We start from the raw sequence: 17,531 nt of genomic DNA, 5'->3' as shown, positions 1-17,531 counted from the left end.
CGCCACGGAGACGGGCAGCGCGGGACGAACCTGATGCCGCCGCTCGGCGCGGCGGGCGGTCCGCGGCGCCACCGCCGCACCACTCCGACGGCGCCAGGAAAGGTTTTCAACGGCCCCGGATGCCGGCGACGAATTTCGTCCCCACCGGACGGAGCCTCGACTAACGTCGATGTTGATTCCTACCATGAACCGGTCCGCACCCAGCACTGACGACCACCAGGAGTCACCTCGATGAAACGTGCCCTTTCGATGCTCGCGGCGGCCCTCCTCGGAGTGTCCGTCCTGGCAACTCCTGCGCAGGCGGCCCCGGCGGCTCGCCCCGCCCAGGTCACGCAGTCCGCTCCGACGGCTCAGGCCGCTCCCACCGGCTGCGTCACCTGGATCGAGTGGGTCCACCAGGGCAGCAGCCACTACTACGGCCGGGGCAACGTCCAGTGCGACACCGGCCGTTACAAGGTCAAGATCCAGTGTCGCAACATGCAGACCGGCGTGGGGTACGTGGTCTACGGCAGCCTGGCGGTCAACGCCCCGAGCACGGCCACCACCACCTGCTACAGCGGCAACGTCGCGGAGGCCGTCTTCGCCGTGCAGGATCCGCCGGCGACCGGCGTCACCGGCTGCGCGCCGTGGATCGAGTGGGTCCACCAGGGCAGCAGCCACTACTACGGGCGCGGACGGGTGCAGTGCGACACCGGTTCGTACAAGGTCAAGATCCAGTGCCGCAACCTTCAGACCGGCGTGGGATACATCGTCACCGGCACCCAGGTCGTCACCGCTCCCAACGTCGCCACCACCACCTGCTACAGCGGCAACGTCGCGGAGACGGTTTTCGCCGTACCGCAGTGACGGGGTGACCGGGAGGCCGGCTGCCGCCCCGGAGAGCCACCAGCGCCCCGTCCGGCCAGGGCCGGACGGGGCGCTCGGAGAACCAGCCGCCTCTTCCCGCGAAGGCCCGGACGGGTGACCGGATGAGGCAGGACACACAGGACCGAGATCGTCACCGGCGAAGGCGAGCCCGTGCGGTGATCAGGTCGACCGGGCCGGCGTGGTGAACCCGTCGACGGGGAGCCGCACGGCCCTGATCAGCAGCCACGCGATGAACGACAGTTCCGCGACCGCCGCAGCGGTCATGACGAATGGCGAGATGTCCGCGCCGAAGTCGGGGGCGAGAAAGCGCGCGAACACGTCCACGAGGTGGCCGAGGCACCCGACCATCAGCAGGACGCCCAACACCTTCGGGAAGTAGCCCGACCTGACCACCAGGTAGCCCAACGGCAGCAGCCACAGGCCGAAGTACGTCTGCGCGATGATGTACCCGTCGTGTTGCATATCGGCGAACAACATAGTCAGCTGGTCGCGCTCGGCCGGCTCGAAGGCGCCGGCGTAGTCCTGGCCGGTGGCGATCGTCAGCGCCGCCTTCTGGTTGAGCAGGTTCAGGCTCTGGATCGCGACGCTGACCGCGACGAAGGTGACCATAGCGGCGGCAGCCAATTGGTCGACGTGCTTGAGCAGCAGGTACAGGGCCATGCTCGTCAGCAGAAAGGCGGTGGCCCCCATCAACTCGCTGACGAGGCCGACGCGGAAGAGAGTGGCCGAGGTGCCGATGCCGTCGACTGTGGCCGCAGCATCCCCCGATTCGACGGCGCGCGCGTTAACCAGCCCGGCGAAGATGGTCAACACGGCGACGATCAGATAGAGGAACCCCGCGACTCTCGCGAGCGTCGTCGGTGCGGTCACGGCCTGGCCCCTTCCTGCCTGGACGCTCACGCCGGCCCGACGACGTGGGCGAGGGCCGACGGGGTCAGCCGGCCAACTATGGCCGGGGCCTCGTGGACGAGGGCGTCGTTCTCCACCGCTTCGACCATGAAACGGGCGTAGTCCACGCGACGGGTCAGGTTGCTCGCGAGGACAGGGTCACCCACGTGCCGGCTCCACACCGGCAGGCCCTGGCTGTCGCCCTCCTCCAGGTCGCTGCCACGCACGACCGTCCACCTGGTGTCACTGGCAAAGATCCTCCGGCACGCCGCCACCTGGTCGTCCACGTCCACGACGCGGGCCAGCTTCGCCAGCCGTCCGAACACGGCCGCGTACAGCTTGAATCTCCGGGTGTACAGGTCCCTACTGCCGTCGCGGGTGATGTGCCAGCCGCAGGAGAACACCAGACGGGCGCCCGGACGTGCGTGGTCGAGCACCGCCTCTGCCGTACCGGAGGCGTAGTGGTTGACCCCCCACGGCACCAACACCGTGAGCACGGCGTCGCATCCGTCCACCGCTCGCGCGACGACCGCACGGTCGTCGGTCGATCCGGGGACGATCCTGATCCGTCCCTCGAACTCGGCGAGCTTGTGCACGCTCTGCGCTCGGCACACACCCACGACCTCATACCCGCGATCCAACGCGTGCTGCACCATGTACCGCCCGAGCTTCCCGGACGCACCGATGACGCACAGCCTCTTCCCTGCTCCCGGCTTCCTTGCTCCGTCCACACCGAGCGGTTCCATGGCACCCCTCCTCTGCTCGCCGCCAGTTCAGCCTTACGCCGTAAGGCTGAACCTTGCGGTGTAAGGTTGTCAAGCGACTCAACACGCCGGACAGGAGGACGCTCGTGACCACGCAGCCAGCTGGCACGCCTGCACCCCGTCGCAACCCGCTGAGCAAGGAGTTGGTGCTTCGCACAGCGGTCACACTGGCGGACGAGGCCGGCACCGGTGCGCCGAGCATGCGCAGGCTCGCCGAGCGGCTCGGCGTCGAATCCATGTCGCTCTACCATCACTTCCGCAACAAGGACGTGATCCTCGACGGGATGGTCGATCTCGTCTTCGCCGAGATCGAGCTGCCATCGGACGACGTCGAATGGCGGGCCGCGATGCGCCAGCGGGCGGTCTCGATGCGCGGTGCACTGATCCGCCACCCGTGGGCGATCAGCCTGATGGATTCACGGTCGAGTCCCGGCCACGCGACGCTGCGCCACCACGACGCGGTCATCGGCTGCCTACGGTCAGGGGGCTTCTCGATCGCTGGTGCGGCACACGCGCTGTCGCTGCTGGACAGCTACATCTACGGGTTCACGCTCCAGGAGCTCAGCCTGCCCTTCAGGTCACCTGTGGAGCTCGAGGACGTGGCGGGCCCGATCCTGGAACAGATACCCCGCGACAAGTTCCCCCACCTCACCGAGATGATCGTCGACCGCGCGCTGAAACCCGGCTACGCATACACCGAGGAGTTCGGTATCGGACTCGACCTGATCCTCGACGGACTGCAACGGCAGCGCGAAAGCTGGCCGTAACCGAGATGAGCAGGGCTCTTCCGTTGGGGCCGCCTGACGAGGCACTGGATCTCGGTCAGCCACAGCCCACCGTGACAGTCTCGCGGGCCGTTGCGACGTGCCCAGCGGACTGGTTCGCATGACAGGTCCACCGTGGTGGGCCGGAGGTACCACCATGCGAATCAACCGGCGACCATCACCGGTGACCTGTTGCCGCTGCGTTTGCGCAGTTCCCGCACGGCATTGAAGGGCCGATGACGGACCTACGAGTTGTCGAACACGTCGTCGAGCACGAGTCTTGCCCGGCCCGGGACCTCCTCCTCCGGGAAGATTTCCGTGCACAGGGCAAGGACCTGCTCCGCGCTGATCAACCCGAGTTGGTCGACCAGGAAGCGGATGGGTTCGAGTCGCTGCCCGGTGACGACGAGGCCGAGCTCGTCGAGGCGGCAGAAGGTGGCCAGATCAGCGCAGGCGAAGCCCGCAGCAGAGGTAGCGTCGTGCAGGTGGTTTCCAGATGCCTTGAGCGTTCAGCGTCCTCTGCAGGACGGCGGCCACCGGGTGCGTGAGCGGCCAGGCCACGTCTCCGGACGGGGCACCCGGATTGCCGAACAGTTCCCGTGAGGCGGCGGTGAGCGCGCTCACCGGGTTTCAGTCGGCCAGGAAGCGCAGCCAACCCGGCATGCCGTCGGTCGGGACGAACGCGTTCGACAGCATCGTGAACGGCAGGCCCACGGCACCATCGCGTCGGCGACCTGGTCGTTCCTCACCGCCAGGCCCACGTGCACTGTATGCCGAGGCGAGGCCGGCCCAGCAGCGTCGTTGGCTCAGTCCTGAGCTCAGTGGCGGAACGTGCCAACAAGGCGACCATCCGACCGCAAGATCATGCGACATGCGCCCGGCTTGTGCCCGTTGATCTTGCGAGAACGATCGCCTGTTCAGAGGCGGTATTGGTGGGCCGGAGGTACCTACATGCGAACCACAACGCCACGATCGCCGGAGACCCGCTACCGCTGACTTTGCCGAGCTCATGGGCATCGGGCGGTGCCCGATGAACCCGGCCCGCCAGTCCGACCCGCCGGTACGGTTCACCGATGCGACCCCGACACCGCCACCTGACAGTAGCGCGGCAGGCACGTCGCGGGCCCTCACGGGGGTGTGTCTTCGCGGTGAACTGCGGCCACCCGAACGCGGGTCAGCGGACGACGCCGTTGCGGTACGCCCAGATCACGATGTTGACGCGATCCCGGACGCCCAGTTTGGCCAGCACCCGACCGACGTGGGTCTTCACCGTGACCTCGGCCAGGTGCAACCGCTGGGCGATCTCGGCGTTGCTCGCTCCCGCCACGATCAGGTCGAAGACGTCGCGTTCCCGGGCGGTGAACCCGACGGCCGCCGTGGTGTCGCGGATCGACGGGGAACTGGCGTGCCCGCCGACCAGGCGCCGGGTGGTCGAGGGTGCGATGACCGATCCGCCACGGTGGACCGTACGGATGGCCGCGGTCAGCCCTTCGGCGGTCGCGTCCTTCAGCAGATAGCCGCTGGCTCCGGCGTTCAGGATCCGGGTCGCGTAGTCGTCGGTGTCGTACGTGGTCAGCGCCACGATCTTCGGGGTGGGCCCGGGAGCCGCGAGAATGGTGCGGGTGGCGATGATCCCGTCGGTGTCCGGCATGCGGATGTCCATCAGGATGACGTCCGGGCAGTGCTCGGCCGCGAGGGCGACGGCTTCCTTGCCGGTCGCGGCGGTGGCGAGCACACGCATGTCGGGGGCCGAGTTGACGACCAGGGCGAACCCGGTGCGGACCAGATCCTGGTCGTCGGCGATGAGCACCGTGATGGGCGGCTGGGTCATTGTGGCACTCCCCCCTGAACCAGCGGCCATGTGGTGGTGACCGCGAACTCCGACCCGGCGGTGAGAGTGCAGGCCCCGTTGAACAACGAGCACCGCTGCCGGATACCGGACACGCCCCGCCCTTCCACCGGCGCGCTGCCGCCGGGCCCCACCGACGGGCTGGTCACGGTGACGGTGAGCACCTCCGGCGTCCAGCACATGCGCAGGTGCGCCTGTTGCCGGGGGGCGTGCTTGATGACGTTGGTGAGCGATTCCTGGATCACCCGGTAGACGGCGAGGTCCATGCCCGGTCCGAGCGGCTGTTCGCTGCCGTCCCTGGTGACGGTCACCCGCAGACCGGCGGCGGCGACGCTGGTCAGCAGGGCCGGCAGCTCGCGCAGCCCTTTGGCGTCCAGGTCGTCGTCGCGGTCGACGGCGGTAAGCAGGCGTTTGACGTCGGCGAGCGCCTCACGACCCGTGCCCGCGATCCGGTCGAACAGCGGACCGGCGACCACGGCGTCGGCGCGGGCGGCGACCCGACCGCCCTCGGCCTGGGCGATGATCGAGGCCAGCGAGTGCGCGATGATGTCGTGCATCTCCCGGCTGATCCGGCTCCGCTCCTCATGGACCGCAAGTTGGGCGCGCATGGCGCTGTCCTGTTCGGCGAGCCGCCGGCGGCGCTCGGCGTGGTCGACGGCGCTGCGCTGCTGGCGTTGCATCAGCCCGGTCGACCACGCGGCGAGCGACGTCGCCATGATCAGCACACCGGGCAGCCCGGCGCCGAGCCGACGGTCGTGCAGGGCGTAACCGGCGACCACGAGAGCACCGGCCGCGCCGAGCAGCAGACCGGCGTGCCGCAGCCGGTCCGTCGCGTACGCGGCGACCGCGTGGATGGCGACGAGGCCGACGAGGTCGCCGGGGAACAGGAAGCTGTGCGCCACCAGCAGGTGCGTGCCCGAGATGACCGCCACCAGAGCGAGCATGGTCAGCGGCGCGACGCGGCGGATCGCCAGGGGCACCGCGACCAGTGCCGACCAGTACCAGTCGGGCAGACCGGCGAGACCGAGCAGCAGACAACCGACCACGACGGCGAGGGCGAGGCCGGCGTCGACCGCCAACGTCTGCTTCGTCTCGGTCCGCACTCCCCCAGCGTAGGCAGCGGAGGGCGGCAGCGGAATCACGGCTTTCTGAGCGATACCGAAGGCTTGATACCAAGGTATCGGTCGAGGAGGAAACTCGATGCCGGGGACGGATGTGCACGGCCGGGGGCCTCCCTACCGTCAATGAGGTGACGACGCAGACGACGTATGCCGACATGGTGAGCTGCCGGGGCGTCCGCAAGACGTACGGGACCGGCGAGTCCACGGTGCGGGCGGTGGACGGCGTCTCCGCCGACTTCGCCGCCAGCGAGTTCACCGCCATCATGGGCCCGTCCGGCTCCGGCAAGACCACCCTGATGCATCTGCTGGCAGGCCTAGACACGCCCACTGAGGGCACGATCAGCGTCGCCGGCACGTCGTTGGTGGGGCTCGACGACCGCTCGCTGACCGACCTGCGGCGAGACCGGATCGGGTTCGTCTTCCAGGCGTTCAACCTGCTGCCCACGCTGACCGCCCGGCAGAACATCACGCTGCCGCTGCGGCTCGCCGGCCGGCCCGTCGACGCCGCACAACTGCGGGTCATCACCGACGCGCTGCAGATCGGCGACCGCCTCGATCACCGTCCGGCCGAGTTGTCCGGTGGCCAGCAGCAGCGCGTCGCGGTGGCCCGGGCCCTGCTGGCCCAGCCCTCCGTCGTCTTCGCCGACGAGCCGACCGGCGCGCTCGACATCGCCACCGGCAGGGCCCTGCTGGGCGGCCTCCGTGACGCGGCGCAGCAGTACGGTCAGACGATCATCATGGTGACCCATGATCCGGGAGCGGCGACGTACGCCGACCGGGTCCTGGTGATGGCCGACGGCCGCATCCACGACGAGCTGCGTCGCCCTTCACGGGACACCATCCTCGCCTCGCTGGCCTCGGTGACGGTGTGATCATGATCTTCGCACTGGCCTGGGCGCAGGTCCGCACCTATCCGGCGCGGTTGCTGGCGATCATCGCTGCGGTGCTGCTGGCGACGGGCTTCCTCGCCGCCACGGCCACCTTCGCCGCCACCTCGGGTGAGGGGTTGCGGCTCACCGCCGCGGCACCATTGACCACGGCCGACATCGTTCTCGACGCCGAGAGTTCGGTACGCGACCCGGGCTGGTACCGGGCCGTGGCGGACGTTCCCGGCGTCCGCACCGTCGACCCCCAGTTCGCGCGTACGGTCAACGTCTTCGGCGGCGACCGGCGCGGTTCGGCCAACGTACAGAGCATCGCCGCCACGCCCGAAATCCGCTGGTTCCACCTGGATCACGGGTCCTGGCCCAACGGCACGGGGCAGGTCGTCGCGGATCAGCGGACCCTCGACGACCTGGGCGTCAGCGTCGGCGGCCAGCTGACCTTCCGGCAGGGCGACAAGCAGCCGGTGACCGTCACCGTGACGGGCTCGACCGATCTCGGATTCCGGCCGTTGACCGGATCGTCGTTCCGCTTCTACGCCGACCCGTCGTTCTTCGCCGGGGACGTACCGCCCGCGGCGCTGGCCACGGTCGACGACCCGGACCACCTCGCGGCCACCATCGACGCGGTCGACCGCGCGCTGCCGCCGGGCGCCTCGGCGATGAGCGCCGCTGCGGCCGCCGACCAGGCCGCAGCGCGCTTCGCCGGGGGCAACACCCAGCTGGTCGTGCTGATGATGGCCTTCGCCGCGGTGGCCCTCCTGGCCTCCGTCCTGGTCATCGCCAACACCTTCCACGTGGTGATCGTCCAGCGGGTTCGGCAGATCGCACTGTTGCGGCTCGTCGGCGGCCACCGGGGCCAGGCGAGCCGGGTGCTGCTGGCCGAGGCCACCATCGCTGGCGCGGTCGGCGCGACAGCGGGAGCCGCGGCGGGTGTCGCCGTCGGCTACCTCGGCGCCGACCTGCTCGACATCAGCGGTGGTGGCCTGCGGGTGAACCCCCTGGCTTTGGTGGGCAGCGTGCTGGTGGGAGTGCTGGCCACGCTGGCCGCCGCCTGGTTCCCGGCGCGACGCGCCACCCGGGTCCCGCCGGTCCGTGCCCTACAGGAGGCCGCCGAACCGCCCGCGGGCGCGGTCCGCGGTGGGCGTCGTCTGGTCGTCGGCGCGGTGGTCACGGTCGTCGCCGCCGCAGTGCTGGCCGTGGCCGGGATCGGCGCCTCGCTGCCGCTGGCACTCGTCGGTGGGCTGCTGCTGGCGGTCGGTCTGTTGATCGCCCTGCCCCGGCTGATCGCGGTGCTGCTCCCTTCGGTCACCTGGCTCCTGGAGCGCTTCGGCGTGGCCGCCGGCCTGGCGGGGAGCAGCCTCAGCCAGAACGCTCGCCGGACCGCCGCGGCGGCGATGGCGGTGGTGGTGGGTTCGGCCCTGATCGCCTGTCTGGCCGTGGCGGCCACCACGGGACGGGCCACCATCGACGCCGACCTTGAGGCCCGATACCCGGTGGCCGTGAGCGCACGCACCGACGGCGGGCCCATCAGTGGGGACACTGTCCGGCGCCTCGCTGCGGTGCCGGAGCTGTCCGTCGCGTCCACCGTGGCCACCGTGGACGCCCGATTCTCCGACGGCGGCAAGGCGACCCCCGCCCAGCTCGCGGCCCTGCCCACCGCGCTGGCGGGCACTCTGGCTCCCGAACTCGCCGCGTCCGCCGGCCCGCCGACCGTCCTGCTGCCCGCCGCCTATCTCGCCGCACGCGGCCTGTCGGACGGCAGCCCGGTTAGCGTCGGCGTGGGTAACCGGACTCTGCAGTTCATCGCGCACGCGAGCCGGCTGGCCGACACCACGGGTCAGCTCCTGGGGGTGACCTCCGCCGACGCGCTCACGGCCCAGGGTGTGGCGGCGGTCCCCACGACCGTCTGGGCAGTGGCGCGTCCCGGATTCGACCGCGCCCTCCTGGCCGATCGGGTGAACGCCGTCGCAGCCAGCGACCCCGCCGTGGAACTGGGCGGCGGTATCACGGAGGGCAGCGACATCGCCGACGTGCTCGCCATCCTGCTCGGACTCTCGCTCGCGATGCTCGGCGTGACCGTGATCATCGCACTGCTCGGCATAGCGAACCTGCTGGGATTGTCGGTCATCGAGCGTACCCAGGAGATGGCGCTGCTGCGTGCGCTCGGCACCCGGCGCGGGCGGCTGCGGGCAATGCTCGCCATCGAGGCGGTGACCATCACGCTGGTCGGTGCCGCCGCCGGCGTCGTGATCGGCGTTCCGGTGGGCCTGGTCGGGGTCACCGCCACGGTCGGCGCCACAGCCACACCTGTCATCCGGCTGCCCTGGGGGCAACTGGGTCTGCTGCTGCTCGCGGCCGTGGTGACCGGGGTGCTGGCCAGCGTGGCGCCGGCCCGACGAGCGACGCGGATCTCTCCCGCTCAGGGCCTGACCCACTAGCCGCACTCTCCAGCCCTGGTGACGCTCTGATCACCATAAGTGAATACAAGCATTGTTTTGATCCGATGAGTCGAATAACATGACGGTGTGTCGCCATTTAAGCAACACGATCCATTTCGGTTCACAATGCGTGCGGGGGCAACGGTGTGACGGACGTGCTGGTGGTAGGCGATGAAGTCCTGGTGAGTATCGGCCTCAAGATGATCCTGGAGACCGCTGGAGGTTTCGTCGTGGCGACATCGGCCGGCCGGCACGCCCGGTCGGTAGCAGAGGAATGCCGGCCCGCGGTCGCGCTCGTCGACGCGCAGACCGCGAAACCGGATGGCCTGGCGGTCCTGGGCCAACTTTGTACGCTCACCCCACCGCCGGCGGTCGCAATGCTGGCCGCATTGGCGCCCTCCGAGTCGGTCGTCGATGCACTGCGGGCCGGGTCGTCCGGTTTCCTGCTTAAGGACAGCCAGCCGGAGCAGTTGGTCGTCGCGGTGCAGGCGCTCGCCACCGGCGCTACTGTGCTGGCACCCGAAGCCTGGTCGAGCGTTCTGCGGACAAGCTTCCGCGGCGTGCCATTTCCCGGGTCGTCGGTGGAGGACAGTGTCCGGCAACTCTCGCAGCGGGAGCAGGAGATCCTGAGGTTGCTCGGCCTCGGACTGACCAACGCGGGAATCAGCCGGAAGCTGTTCCTCAGCGACTCAACCGTCAAGGAATACGTCAGCAGCATCCTGAACAAACTCGGAGTGGCCAATCGGGTGCAGGCGGCGGTGCGTGCCTACGCCGCTGGCCTGACGGCCGACGAGTTGGCCCCGCCGTCCCACCTCGCTTGCGGGGTCGTGCACCGATGAGTCGATTCACTCGGCCTGGCCGACCCCCGCCAATAGCGCGAACTCGGCAGCCAACAACTCGTACGAGCGCCGACGCACGGTCACTCCCGGGCAGTTGGTGGTGAGGATGACCTCGGGCACGTCGTACACCGTCTGGAGCCGCCGGATCTCCGCCCGTACCTCCGGTGCCGTGCCCGAGATCTGTAGAAACGGCCGCTTCTCACGCAGCACGCGATCCTCGGCGGTCAGCGTGTACCGGCCGACATCAGTCAGGCTCGGCACGCCACCGCGGTAGTCATCGGTCAACTGCACCTGGGCACGCCAACCGGTGGTGCAAGACATCCAGAAGCAGGTGGCCAACTCCTCCGCCTGCTCCGCCGTGTCGGCGCAGAGTACTCGTAGTGCGAGCATCGCCTGCGGTTCGGCCGACCACGGTGACGGCCGGAACGCCTCGCGGTAGGCGGCGATCGCCTCGGGACTTTCCTCGGCGGCGATGAACTGGGCGAAGCAGAACGGCAGGCCCAGCATGCCCGCCATCCGGGCGCTACCCACCCCGGAACCGAGCATCCACGGCACGGGTGGCTGTGCCACCTCCGGGGTCACCGAGACCCGGCTGACGGCACGGGGATCCCCGAGGAAACCCAGCAGGCGGCCGATCTGCTGGAGGAACGCCTCGTCCGTGGCCAGAGCGTACGGATTGAGCAGCTCCGCCATGGCCACTGGACCACCGGCTCCCCGGCCGAATCCGAGGTCGATCCGACCCGGGTACAGCGCCGCCAGGATCCGGAACGTCTCCGCCACCTTCAAAGGGCTGTAGTAGGGCAGCAGGACACCGCCGCTGCCCACCCGGATGCGCGTCGTGACCGCCGCGACGGCGGCCGCGACCACCTCCGGCGACGCGCAGGCGTTCGCGGCACTGCCATGGTGCTCGGCGATCCAGAAGCGCTGGTACCCGAAGGACTCCACCGCCCTGGCGAGTTCGATGGAGTCCCGTACCGACTTCGCCGGGCTGCCATCGCGGAACACCGGAACCTGATCCAGAATGCTGAGCATGCCAGTATCCCTTCAGCCAAGGAGTTGACGGGTCGCGAATTCGCGGTAAAGCTGATCGTTGATCATCAGCTCCTCGTGTCGTCCAGCAGCCACCGCGCGACCCGAGTCGATCACCACTATCTGCTCCGCTCTGGCCACGGTGGCCAGGCGATGCGCGACGACCAGCAACGTACGACCGGCGGCTAGGGTCGCCAGCGTGGTCTGCAGCGCGTGCTCGTTGCGCGCGTCCAGATGGGCGGTCGGTTCGTCGAACAGCAGCAGCGGAGCCGCGGTCAGTAGGGTCCGGGCTACCGCCAACCGTTGTCGTTCCCCGCCGGAGAACAGAACGCCGCCGTCGCCGACCGGCGCATCCAGGCCCGCCGGGCTACGGGCCAGCGTCTCCTCCAGGTTCACCGCAGCGGTGACCCGCCGGATCGCCGACTCCGCGGCGTCCGGCGCGGCCAGTGTGAGGTTGTCCCGCACCGTCCCGGCCAGCAGGGGCGCCTCCTGCTCCACGTATCCCAGCACCCCCCGCAGCTCGACCAGTTTGTAATCGCGGATGTCCCGACCGTGCAGGCGGATCGACCCATCGGAGATCTCGTACAGCCGGGCGATCAATGCCAGAATCGTTGACTTCCCCGCACCTGAAGGACCGACCAGGGCGGTGGTGCCCCCGTCGGGGACCCGGAAGCTCACCTCCCGCAGCACCTCGGCACCCTTCGGATAGTGGAACGAGACCCGATCGAACTCCAGCAGTGGCTGCGCCCGGTGACAACGGACCGGCGGGACCGGCCGTGCCGGCATCATCCGATCCTCGTCCTGCAGCTCGAGAATCTCCTGGATCCGTGACACCGCCCCCAGGCCGCTCTGGATCTGCGCCACCGCATCTCCGACCTGCGCCAACGGCAGGGCCAGCGTGAACAGGAACAGCGTGAACGCCACCAGGTCGCCGACTGACATGGCGTCCTGGGCGACGCGATAGCCACCGACTCCGATCACCGCGACGAAGGAGCCCTGCAACGCCAGCCGGACGACCGGCCCAATCTGAGCGGTCACCAGGGCCAGCCGTACACCCGCCGCACGTGCCCGGTCGGCCGCTCGCACCACCTGGGCTGTCTCACGTCGGGTCGCATTGGCCACGCGGATGGTCCGGATGGCGCCCAGGACACGGGTCACGGCGGCGGTCAGCCCGCCGACCTCCACCTGGACGTTCTCACTGAGAGTACGCAGACGCCGACCCAGCAGACGCACCACCACCGCCCCGACCGCCACCGGGAGCAGGCTGACCCCGAGCAGCACCGGGTCGATCAGAGCCATGGCAACCACCGATCCCGCGACCAGCAGCAACCCGCTGACCAGGTCCACCACGCCGGCGGTGACGGCCGAGCGCAACTGGGTGGTGTCCGCGCCCACCCGGGACACCAGATCACCGGTCTGTCGCTCGTCGTAGACACTGACCGGCAACCGAAGCAGATGCTCGATCAGGGTGCGGCGGGCGGTGAACACCACCGCCTCACCGGTGCGCTGCAACAGGAACTGCTGCACCGCGCCCAGGCCCGCTCCGGCCACCATGACCAGCAGCACCGCGACTGCGACCGCGCCGTACGGCTCGGACGCCTGGACCGCCGTCAGCACCCGACGGATCAGGAACGGCTGGCCGAGCTGGAGGACTACCCCGATCAGCGCCAGGACGCAGACCGCGGCCAACGCGCCGCGATGCTCGGCCACGCATTGGCGCAGCAGGTGGCGCGATCGCTCGCCGCGCACCGGCTCACCGAGCGTCGCGGTCACGGGGGCTCTCGAGCCAGCACACGGCAGGGACGTCCTGCGGCCAGGCCAACCGCAGCAGGCCCAGGCAGGCGCCAGCGGAGCCGAGCATCAGACCGGGCATCTGGATGCCTCCGGTGAGGCCGCAGCGCACGCCGCCGTCCCGGATATCACGGACCACCCCACCGGCGAACGCGTCGTGCCCGGTCGGCCCGGCTCCGGTCCGCTCTGCCAGGTCAAGCAGGGCGAGGGCTCCGAAGTCACCGTGACAGAGGCTGTGATTGAGCCCGAATCCGTGAGTGGACACCAGGGCCACGGCGGCCGACGCCTCCCGTGCCAACTGGTCGTCCCGATGGTGCCGCTGGATCAACAGGCGGGAAAGTCCGATGCCGGCGGCGCCGTGGCACCACAAGGCGGGATACCCCTCGGAGGCGGCCATCTCCGGGCGCAGGTCGCGCCATGCCCCGACAGAAGGCACGTACAGACGGCGGTCGAAGTCGATCGCCCGACCCGCCAGCTCACGCAGTGCTCCGTCGCCGAACTCCTCCGCCAGCGCGTACAACGGCCACGCTATGCCCGCCGAGCCGTGGGAGAACCCGCCGAGCATCACTCCGGTACGAGTCGCGTACCAGCCGGCCGTGCCCTCGACGTCGACCGCCGATCCGGCCAGCCGTTGACCGCAGATGCCCGCGATGTCACGCAGGGCCGGCATGCCGTGTCGGCGGTACAGGGACAGCGACACCACGGCACAGCCGGCGAGCCCGGCGATCAGATCGGGGCACTCCTCCCGCGTGGCGCACTCGCGCAGCCAGGGCAGCGCGTCCGCGACCGCGTCCAGGTAGGTGGGATCCCCCGTGGCGTGGGCGACGTGGTCGAGCGTGTAGAGCAGCCCGGCGATGCCGCTGTACGCGCCGACGGTTTCCACGATGCGGTGCTCGGCCAGGTATCGGAGATACCCGACCACCGGCCGGGCCGCGCGGTGGGCCAGGTCCAGATACCGCTCGTCCTCCAACTGCCGCGCGGCGTACGCGAAGGTGAGCGCCATGCCGGCGACCCCGTCGTAGAGACCGGTCGACAGCGGCTTGTAGCTGTATGTCTCCTGCTCGATGCCCTCAATGCTGACCCCGATCCAGCTGACGTCGTCAACACCCAGCACAGCCTCGTCTGCCAGCTGACGCGCGATCAAACCGGCCAGATCGGCAACTGTCCGCTGATCGACATCCGCCGTCGGCGTGGGCGGCAACACCTGGCGAACCGCGGATGGGGGCGCCGGCATCGTGCCCATCGAGTCCCGGATGATACGTACCTGCGCGGCCCGGTGCACGGCTCCGAACCGGCCCAGTCGGTCGGCGAGCACGGTGGCGCCGGGCGCCGCGAAGAACTCGGGAGCGAGAACGCCGCCGGCCGTGCCGATCTGCCGGGTCCCGGCAACCGTACGGAAACAGGGGATGTCGCCGTCGAGCAGTTGACGCTTCTCCGACTCGAGGAGCGGGACGAGGTCGGGCCGGGCTGCGGCTGCGGTCCACAGTTTGTCGAGCAACCGATCCCGGTCCCGCGCGTCGCGAAGATAGTCGGGGTGGTAGCTCTCGGTCAGGAACACGCTGTAGCGACGAGTCGGGCGGGCGAGGTAGCGGACCTCCACGTCGCGGAAGCCGGCGAGCAGCCGGTCGAAAACCTCGCGATGTGCGGTCATGATGTCGTACGCCTCGACGAAACCGGCAACGACGTCCTCGGTGTGCTCCCGGGGATCGACGTCCACCCCGACCAGCGTCGGGCGGTTCTGCGCGCCGAGCATCGTCGCCTCGACGGCCTCCACCCGTGCCATGTCGGTGTACAGGTCAACGATCATGGGCACCGGTCGGGGCGCGGTCTGGGGTTCCCCGCCGCCGATGGCGCTCACGTCGACGCTCTGCCGCTGCCGGCCTCCGAAGGCCCGCGCGGGAAGGATCCCGATCGCCAGCACACTCTGGTTGAGCAGATCGACGGCGCGGCCGTACGCGTCCTGCGGAGCACCGGCGGGATTGCCGGGCTGCAGCAACGTCTCCAGGTCGATCGGGCTGAACGACGAGCCAGCCGCGATCACGTTCTCCATGTGCATGTCCACGGCGCCCAGCAGCAGCATGACCGCCAGCACCGAGCCCGCGGCGCGATAGAAACGGGTCAGCTCGCTGGAATCGGCACAGGGCTGCGGGCAGATGAACTCGCACCAGCCGTGGGTGCCGCGGTCGAGCACCCGCGGGGCCATCACGGCGGGCGAGACGCCGAGCCGGTTGAGCTCAGCCACCGTGTCGGCGTACGCGCGCTCGGCGGAGACCGACCGCGGCTTGTAGACGAGGTCGGTGCCATCGGCGAAGGTCAGCTGAGCCACCGAGCGTCCGCCGTTGTGCGGGTCGCCCAAGTCTAGCCGGACAGCGGTCACCTCGCCGGCCGTCGGCGGGAGCAGGCCGGCGTCGCGCAACGGCTCCTCGTCCGCGGCCAACCGCTCCCACAGCTCGGCGACGTGGCTGACCCACCCGCGTCCAGCCTCCACCAGGCAGCGGCCGAGCACCGGGTATTCGTCGAAGAGAGCATTCAGTTTTCCGGCGTCCGTGAGCAGCACCCGGTCGTAGTGGTCGTAGCGCTGCTGCGGGGTGTCGCCGGTCAGCTGTCCCTGAACCCGAGCGACATTGAGTTCCAGCAGCAGGGTCCGCGTGCAGATGGTGAGGAGTCGGTTCGCCAGGCCCTCCAGCAACGGCCGGCGCAGCCGGACCGCGCGCGCCAGACCGGTTGCGGGTGGCAGTCGGTCCCGTAGCCGCTGCTCGTAGTAAGCGAGGAAGCGGTTGAGCAGACCGGCGAAGGGCAGGCGTTCAAAACCCTGGGACCACAGTTTCGTGGACAAGGGCAGCCCAGCGACGTCCGCGGCGTCGGTGTCCAGGACGGCAGCCAGTTCCGTCGCCCAGTCCAGCACGCCTTCGCGAACCTCGAATTCGCCGCCCGCGAGCAGTTGGCCGAAGTCGATGGAGGTCAGTCCCATTTCGCGCAGGCGAAGGGCGAACACGCGCTCGTCGAGAAAGGCGGACTCGCGCCATGCCTCGATCAGCCGAACTACCGACCGGGCCGGCTCCGTCTGCGCCTCATGCGCCGCCACATTAGCCGAGCGCTCGTGCAGATAAGCACTCATTCGGGAGGAGGAGATGGTGGTCTTGTTGACGGACGACATGGCTCTCCTGCGGAAAGAGGGGCGCCGGGGCGGCTGTTGCACGCCCCGGCGCCACGGCGAGCGTTACCGGCAGGCGCAGACGACCGTGCCGCACTCGATGGTGAGGGTGCAGACCCAGCCGCTGCTCGCGGCGTAGATGGTGCGGTCCTCGCGCAACTCCTCGACGCTCAGCTCCCCGAAGCCGGTGCCGGCCGGGTGGTCGATCGTCGACTCCCGGAGCTCGGCGTCCTTCCAGGACTTCACGATGACAGCAGCAGACATGGTGGCGTTCCTTTCGGTTGACTCTCCCGGCGGTCGACGGGAGTTATCGACAAACCGCGACCACGGCGCCATGGCCTCGATTTCGTCCGAAGGAACCGGAGGTATGGGGTCACCACCTCCGGCATCAGCACCACCATTAGAAAGACGCGGATCGGCCGCCGCCTACCCGCAACCAGGGTGGCCGATGATGCTGCCCGGCCGGGCCCACGCCGGCCCTTCTTCCGCCGACAACAGCCTTCTTGCGGGTTGACAAGCATCGACCAGGACAGCTCAAGGAGGTGGTCTCGCACCCTGCCACGCCGGTGCCGGTCGCGTCGTTGACCAGGCTCTCTCCCGCAGGGCTGGTGACGACCCGGCGGGGTAGCCCACCCGCCGGCCTCGGCCGGGCACCCGACCGCGCTGCTGCGAACCCAGGGCGGACGGAGAGGCGTCGGTCCGGACGTCGACGCGGCTCGTCCGGGTCTCCCCGACAGCACTATCGACCAGGGGAATTGCCTGGTGGGACGGGCGGGACTCGAACCCGCGACCGAGGGATTATGAGATCAAGATGGGCGATCCGATGGCCTGGGCACCGGGGCCTCTACCAGCGGAAACACCTCTCGACATCTCTCACCACTCCCCTACCTCCCGTCGACCTCTTGCGGACTGGATGCGGACCGCCAGGACCAGGCGACGGCCTGGGGATTAGAAGAAGATCGTGGATGGCTGGTCAGGTGCCTGCGCCCCTGGTCATCCCGTCCGTAGCTGTCGGCCCGGAACGTGTCAAGGATTTGAGGCCAGCGGGAGTTATGCGGCCTGAGGTTCCGGCTCTGGCTTGTTGATCCACACGTGGTCGGGTAGATCGAGGATCTTCGGCAGGAGCCGGCTGGTGCCGAAGCG

13 protein-coding genes are annotated in these 17,531 nt (G+C 69.5%); 5 read left to right on the top strand and 8 right to left on the bottom strand.

The genetic code is table 11. From position 1 onward, the window contains the following. Nucleotides 1-231 precede the first annotated feature (231 nt). The gene (locus KBX06_RS22105; RefSeq protein ID WP_210838184.1) at nucleotides 232-846 is read left to right on the top strand and encodes a hypothetical protein; all 615 of its coding nucleotides are present in this window, start codon (nucleotides 232-234) and stop codon (nucleotides 844-846) included. Nucleotides 847-1,026: 180 nt separating this feature from the next. Here KBX06_RS22105 and KBX06_RS22100 read toward each other — a convergent pair whose 3' ends face one another. Both KBX06_RS22100 and KBX06_RS22095 read right to left on the bottom strand, forming a co-directional pair. Further along, complete coding sequence (locus KBX06_RS22100) at nucleotides 1,027-1,737, bottom strand: DUF4386 domain-containing protein (RefSeq protein WP_210838182.1); 711 nt, start codon at nucleotides 1,735-1,737, stop codon at nucleotides 1,027-1,029. A 26-nt stretch (nucleotides 1,738-1,763) separates the two neighbouring features. Then, complete coding sequence (locus KBX06_RS22095; RefSeq protein WP_210838180.1) at nucleotides 1,764-2,501, bottom strand: NAD(P)-dependent oxidoreductase; 738 nt, start codon at nucleotides 2,499-2,501, stop codon at nucleotides 1,764-1,766. Between the two features lie 104 nt (nucleotides 2,502-2,605). Here KBX06_RS22095 and KBX06_RS22090 point away from each other — a divergent pair, with 104 nt between their 5' ends. Continuing rightward, nucleotides 2,606-3,286, top strand: coding sequence for a TetR/AcrR family transcriptional regulator (locus tag KBX06_RS22090; protein WP_210838177.1), 681 nt, complete (start codon nucleotides 2,606-2,608; stop codon nucleotides 3,284-3,286). A 1,171-nt stretch (nucleotides 3,287-4,457) separates the two neighbouring features. Here the strand turns inward: KBX06_RS22090 and KBX06_RS22085 are convergent. After that, on the bottom strand, nucleotides 4,458-5,114 hold the full coding sequence (locus tag KBX06_RS22085; RefSeq protein WP_210838175.1) for a response regulator transcription factor: 657 nt from the start codon (nucleotides 5,112-5,114) through the stop codon (nucleotides 4,458-4,460). Beyond that, entirely contained in the window at nucleotides 5,111-6,235 is a 1,125-nt protein-coding gene (locus KBX06_RS22080) for a sensor histidine kinase (RefSeq protein WP_210838173.1), read from the bottom strand. Before KBX06_RS22080 ends, KBX06_RS22085 begins: the two co-directional genes overlap by 4 nt. A 110-nt stretch (nucleotides 6,236-6,345) precedes the next feature. Between KBX06_RS22080 and KBX06_RS22075 the strand changes: the two genes are divergently transcribed. The 3 genes from KBX06_RS22075 to KBX06_RS22065 all read left to right on the top strand — a co-directional run bounded on the left by KBX06_RS22075 (nucleotide 6,346) and on the right by KBX06_RS22065 (nucleotide 10,414). Continuing rightward, nucleotides 6,346-7,125, top strand: a complete 780-nt coding sequence (locus KBX06_RS22075; RefSeq protein ID WP_247686453.1) for an ABC transporter ATP-binding protein — start codon at nucleotides 6,346-6,348, stop codon at nucleotides 7,123-7,125. After that, nucleotides 7,122-9,575 carry an FtsX-like permease family protein gene (locus KBX06_RS22070; RefSeq protein WP_210838168.1) on the top strand — a complete coding sequence of 818 codons (2,454 nt, stop codon included), beginning with the start codon at nucleotides 7,122-7,124 and terminating at the stop codon, nucleotides 9,573-9,575. The genes KBX06_RS22075 and KBX06_RS22070 overlap by 4 nt, the downstream gene beginning before the upstream one ends. A gap of 146 nt (nucleotides 9,576-9,721) precedes the next feature. After that, entirely contained in the window at nucleotides 9,722-10,414 is a 693-nt protein-coding gene (locus KBX06_RS22065; protein WP_210838166.1) for a response regulator transcription factor, read from the top strand. A 6-nt stretch (nucleotides 10,415-10,420) separates the two neighbouring features. Here KBX06_RS22065 and KBX06_RS22060 read toward each other — a convergent pair whose 3' ends face one another. From KBX06_RS22060 to KBX06_RS22045, 4 genes are all read right to left on the bottom strand, one after another. Next, complete coding sequence (locus tag KBX06_RS22060; protein WP_210838164.1) at nucleotides 10,421-11,446, bottom strand: MsnO8 family LLM class oxidoreductase; 1,026 nt, start codon at nucleotides 11,444-11,446, stop codon at nucleotides 10,421-10,423. Nucleotides 11,447-11,458: 12 nt separating this feature from the next. Then, nucleotides 11,459-13,216, bottom strand: a complete 1,758-nt coding sequence (locus tag KBX06_RS22055) for an ABC transporter ATP-binding protein (RefSeq protein ID WP_210838159.1) — start codon at nucleotides 13,214-13,216, stop codon at nucleotides 11,459-11,461. Then, entirely contained in the window at nucleotides 13,197-16,391 is a 3,195-nt protein-coding gene (locus tag KBX06_RS22050) for a type 2 lanthipeptide synthetase LanM family protein (RefSeq protein ID WP_210838157.1), read from the bottom strand. The genes KBX06_RS22055 and KBX06_RS22050 overlap by 20 nt, the downstream gene beginning before the upstream one ends. Before the next feature lie 63 nt (nucleotides 16,392-16,454). Next, nucleotides 16,455-16,652, bottom strand: a complete 198-nt coding sequence (locus KBX06_RS22045; protein ID WP_210838155.1) for a hypothetical protein — start codon at nucleotides 16,650-16,652, stop codon at nucleotides 16,455-16,457. Between the last annotated feature and the right edge of the window lie 879 nt (nucleotides 16,653-17,531).

The sequence above is a fragment of the Micromonospora sp. C31 genome, assembly GCF_018070575.1.
Taxonomy (GTDB): Bacteria; Actinomycetota; Actinomycetes; order Mycobacteriales; family Micromonosporaceae; genus Micromonospora.
The sequence above is the reverse complement of the archived record's forward strand: the minus strand, read 5'-3'. Positions and strand labels throughout refer to the sequence as shown.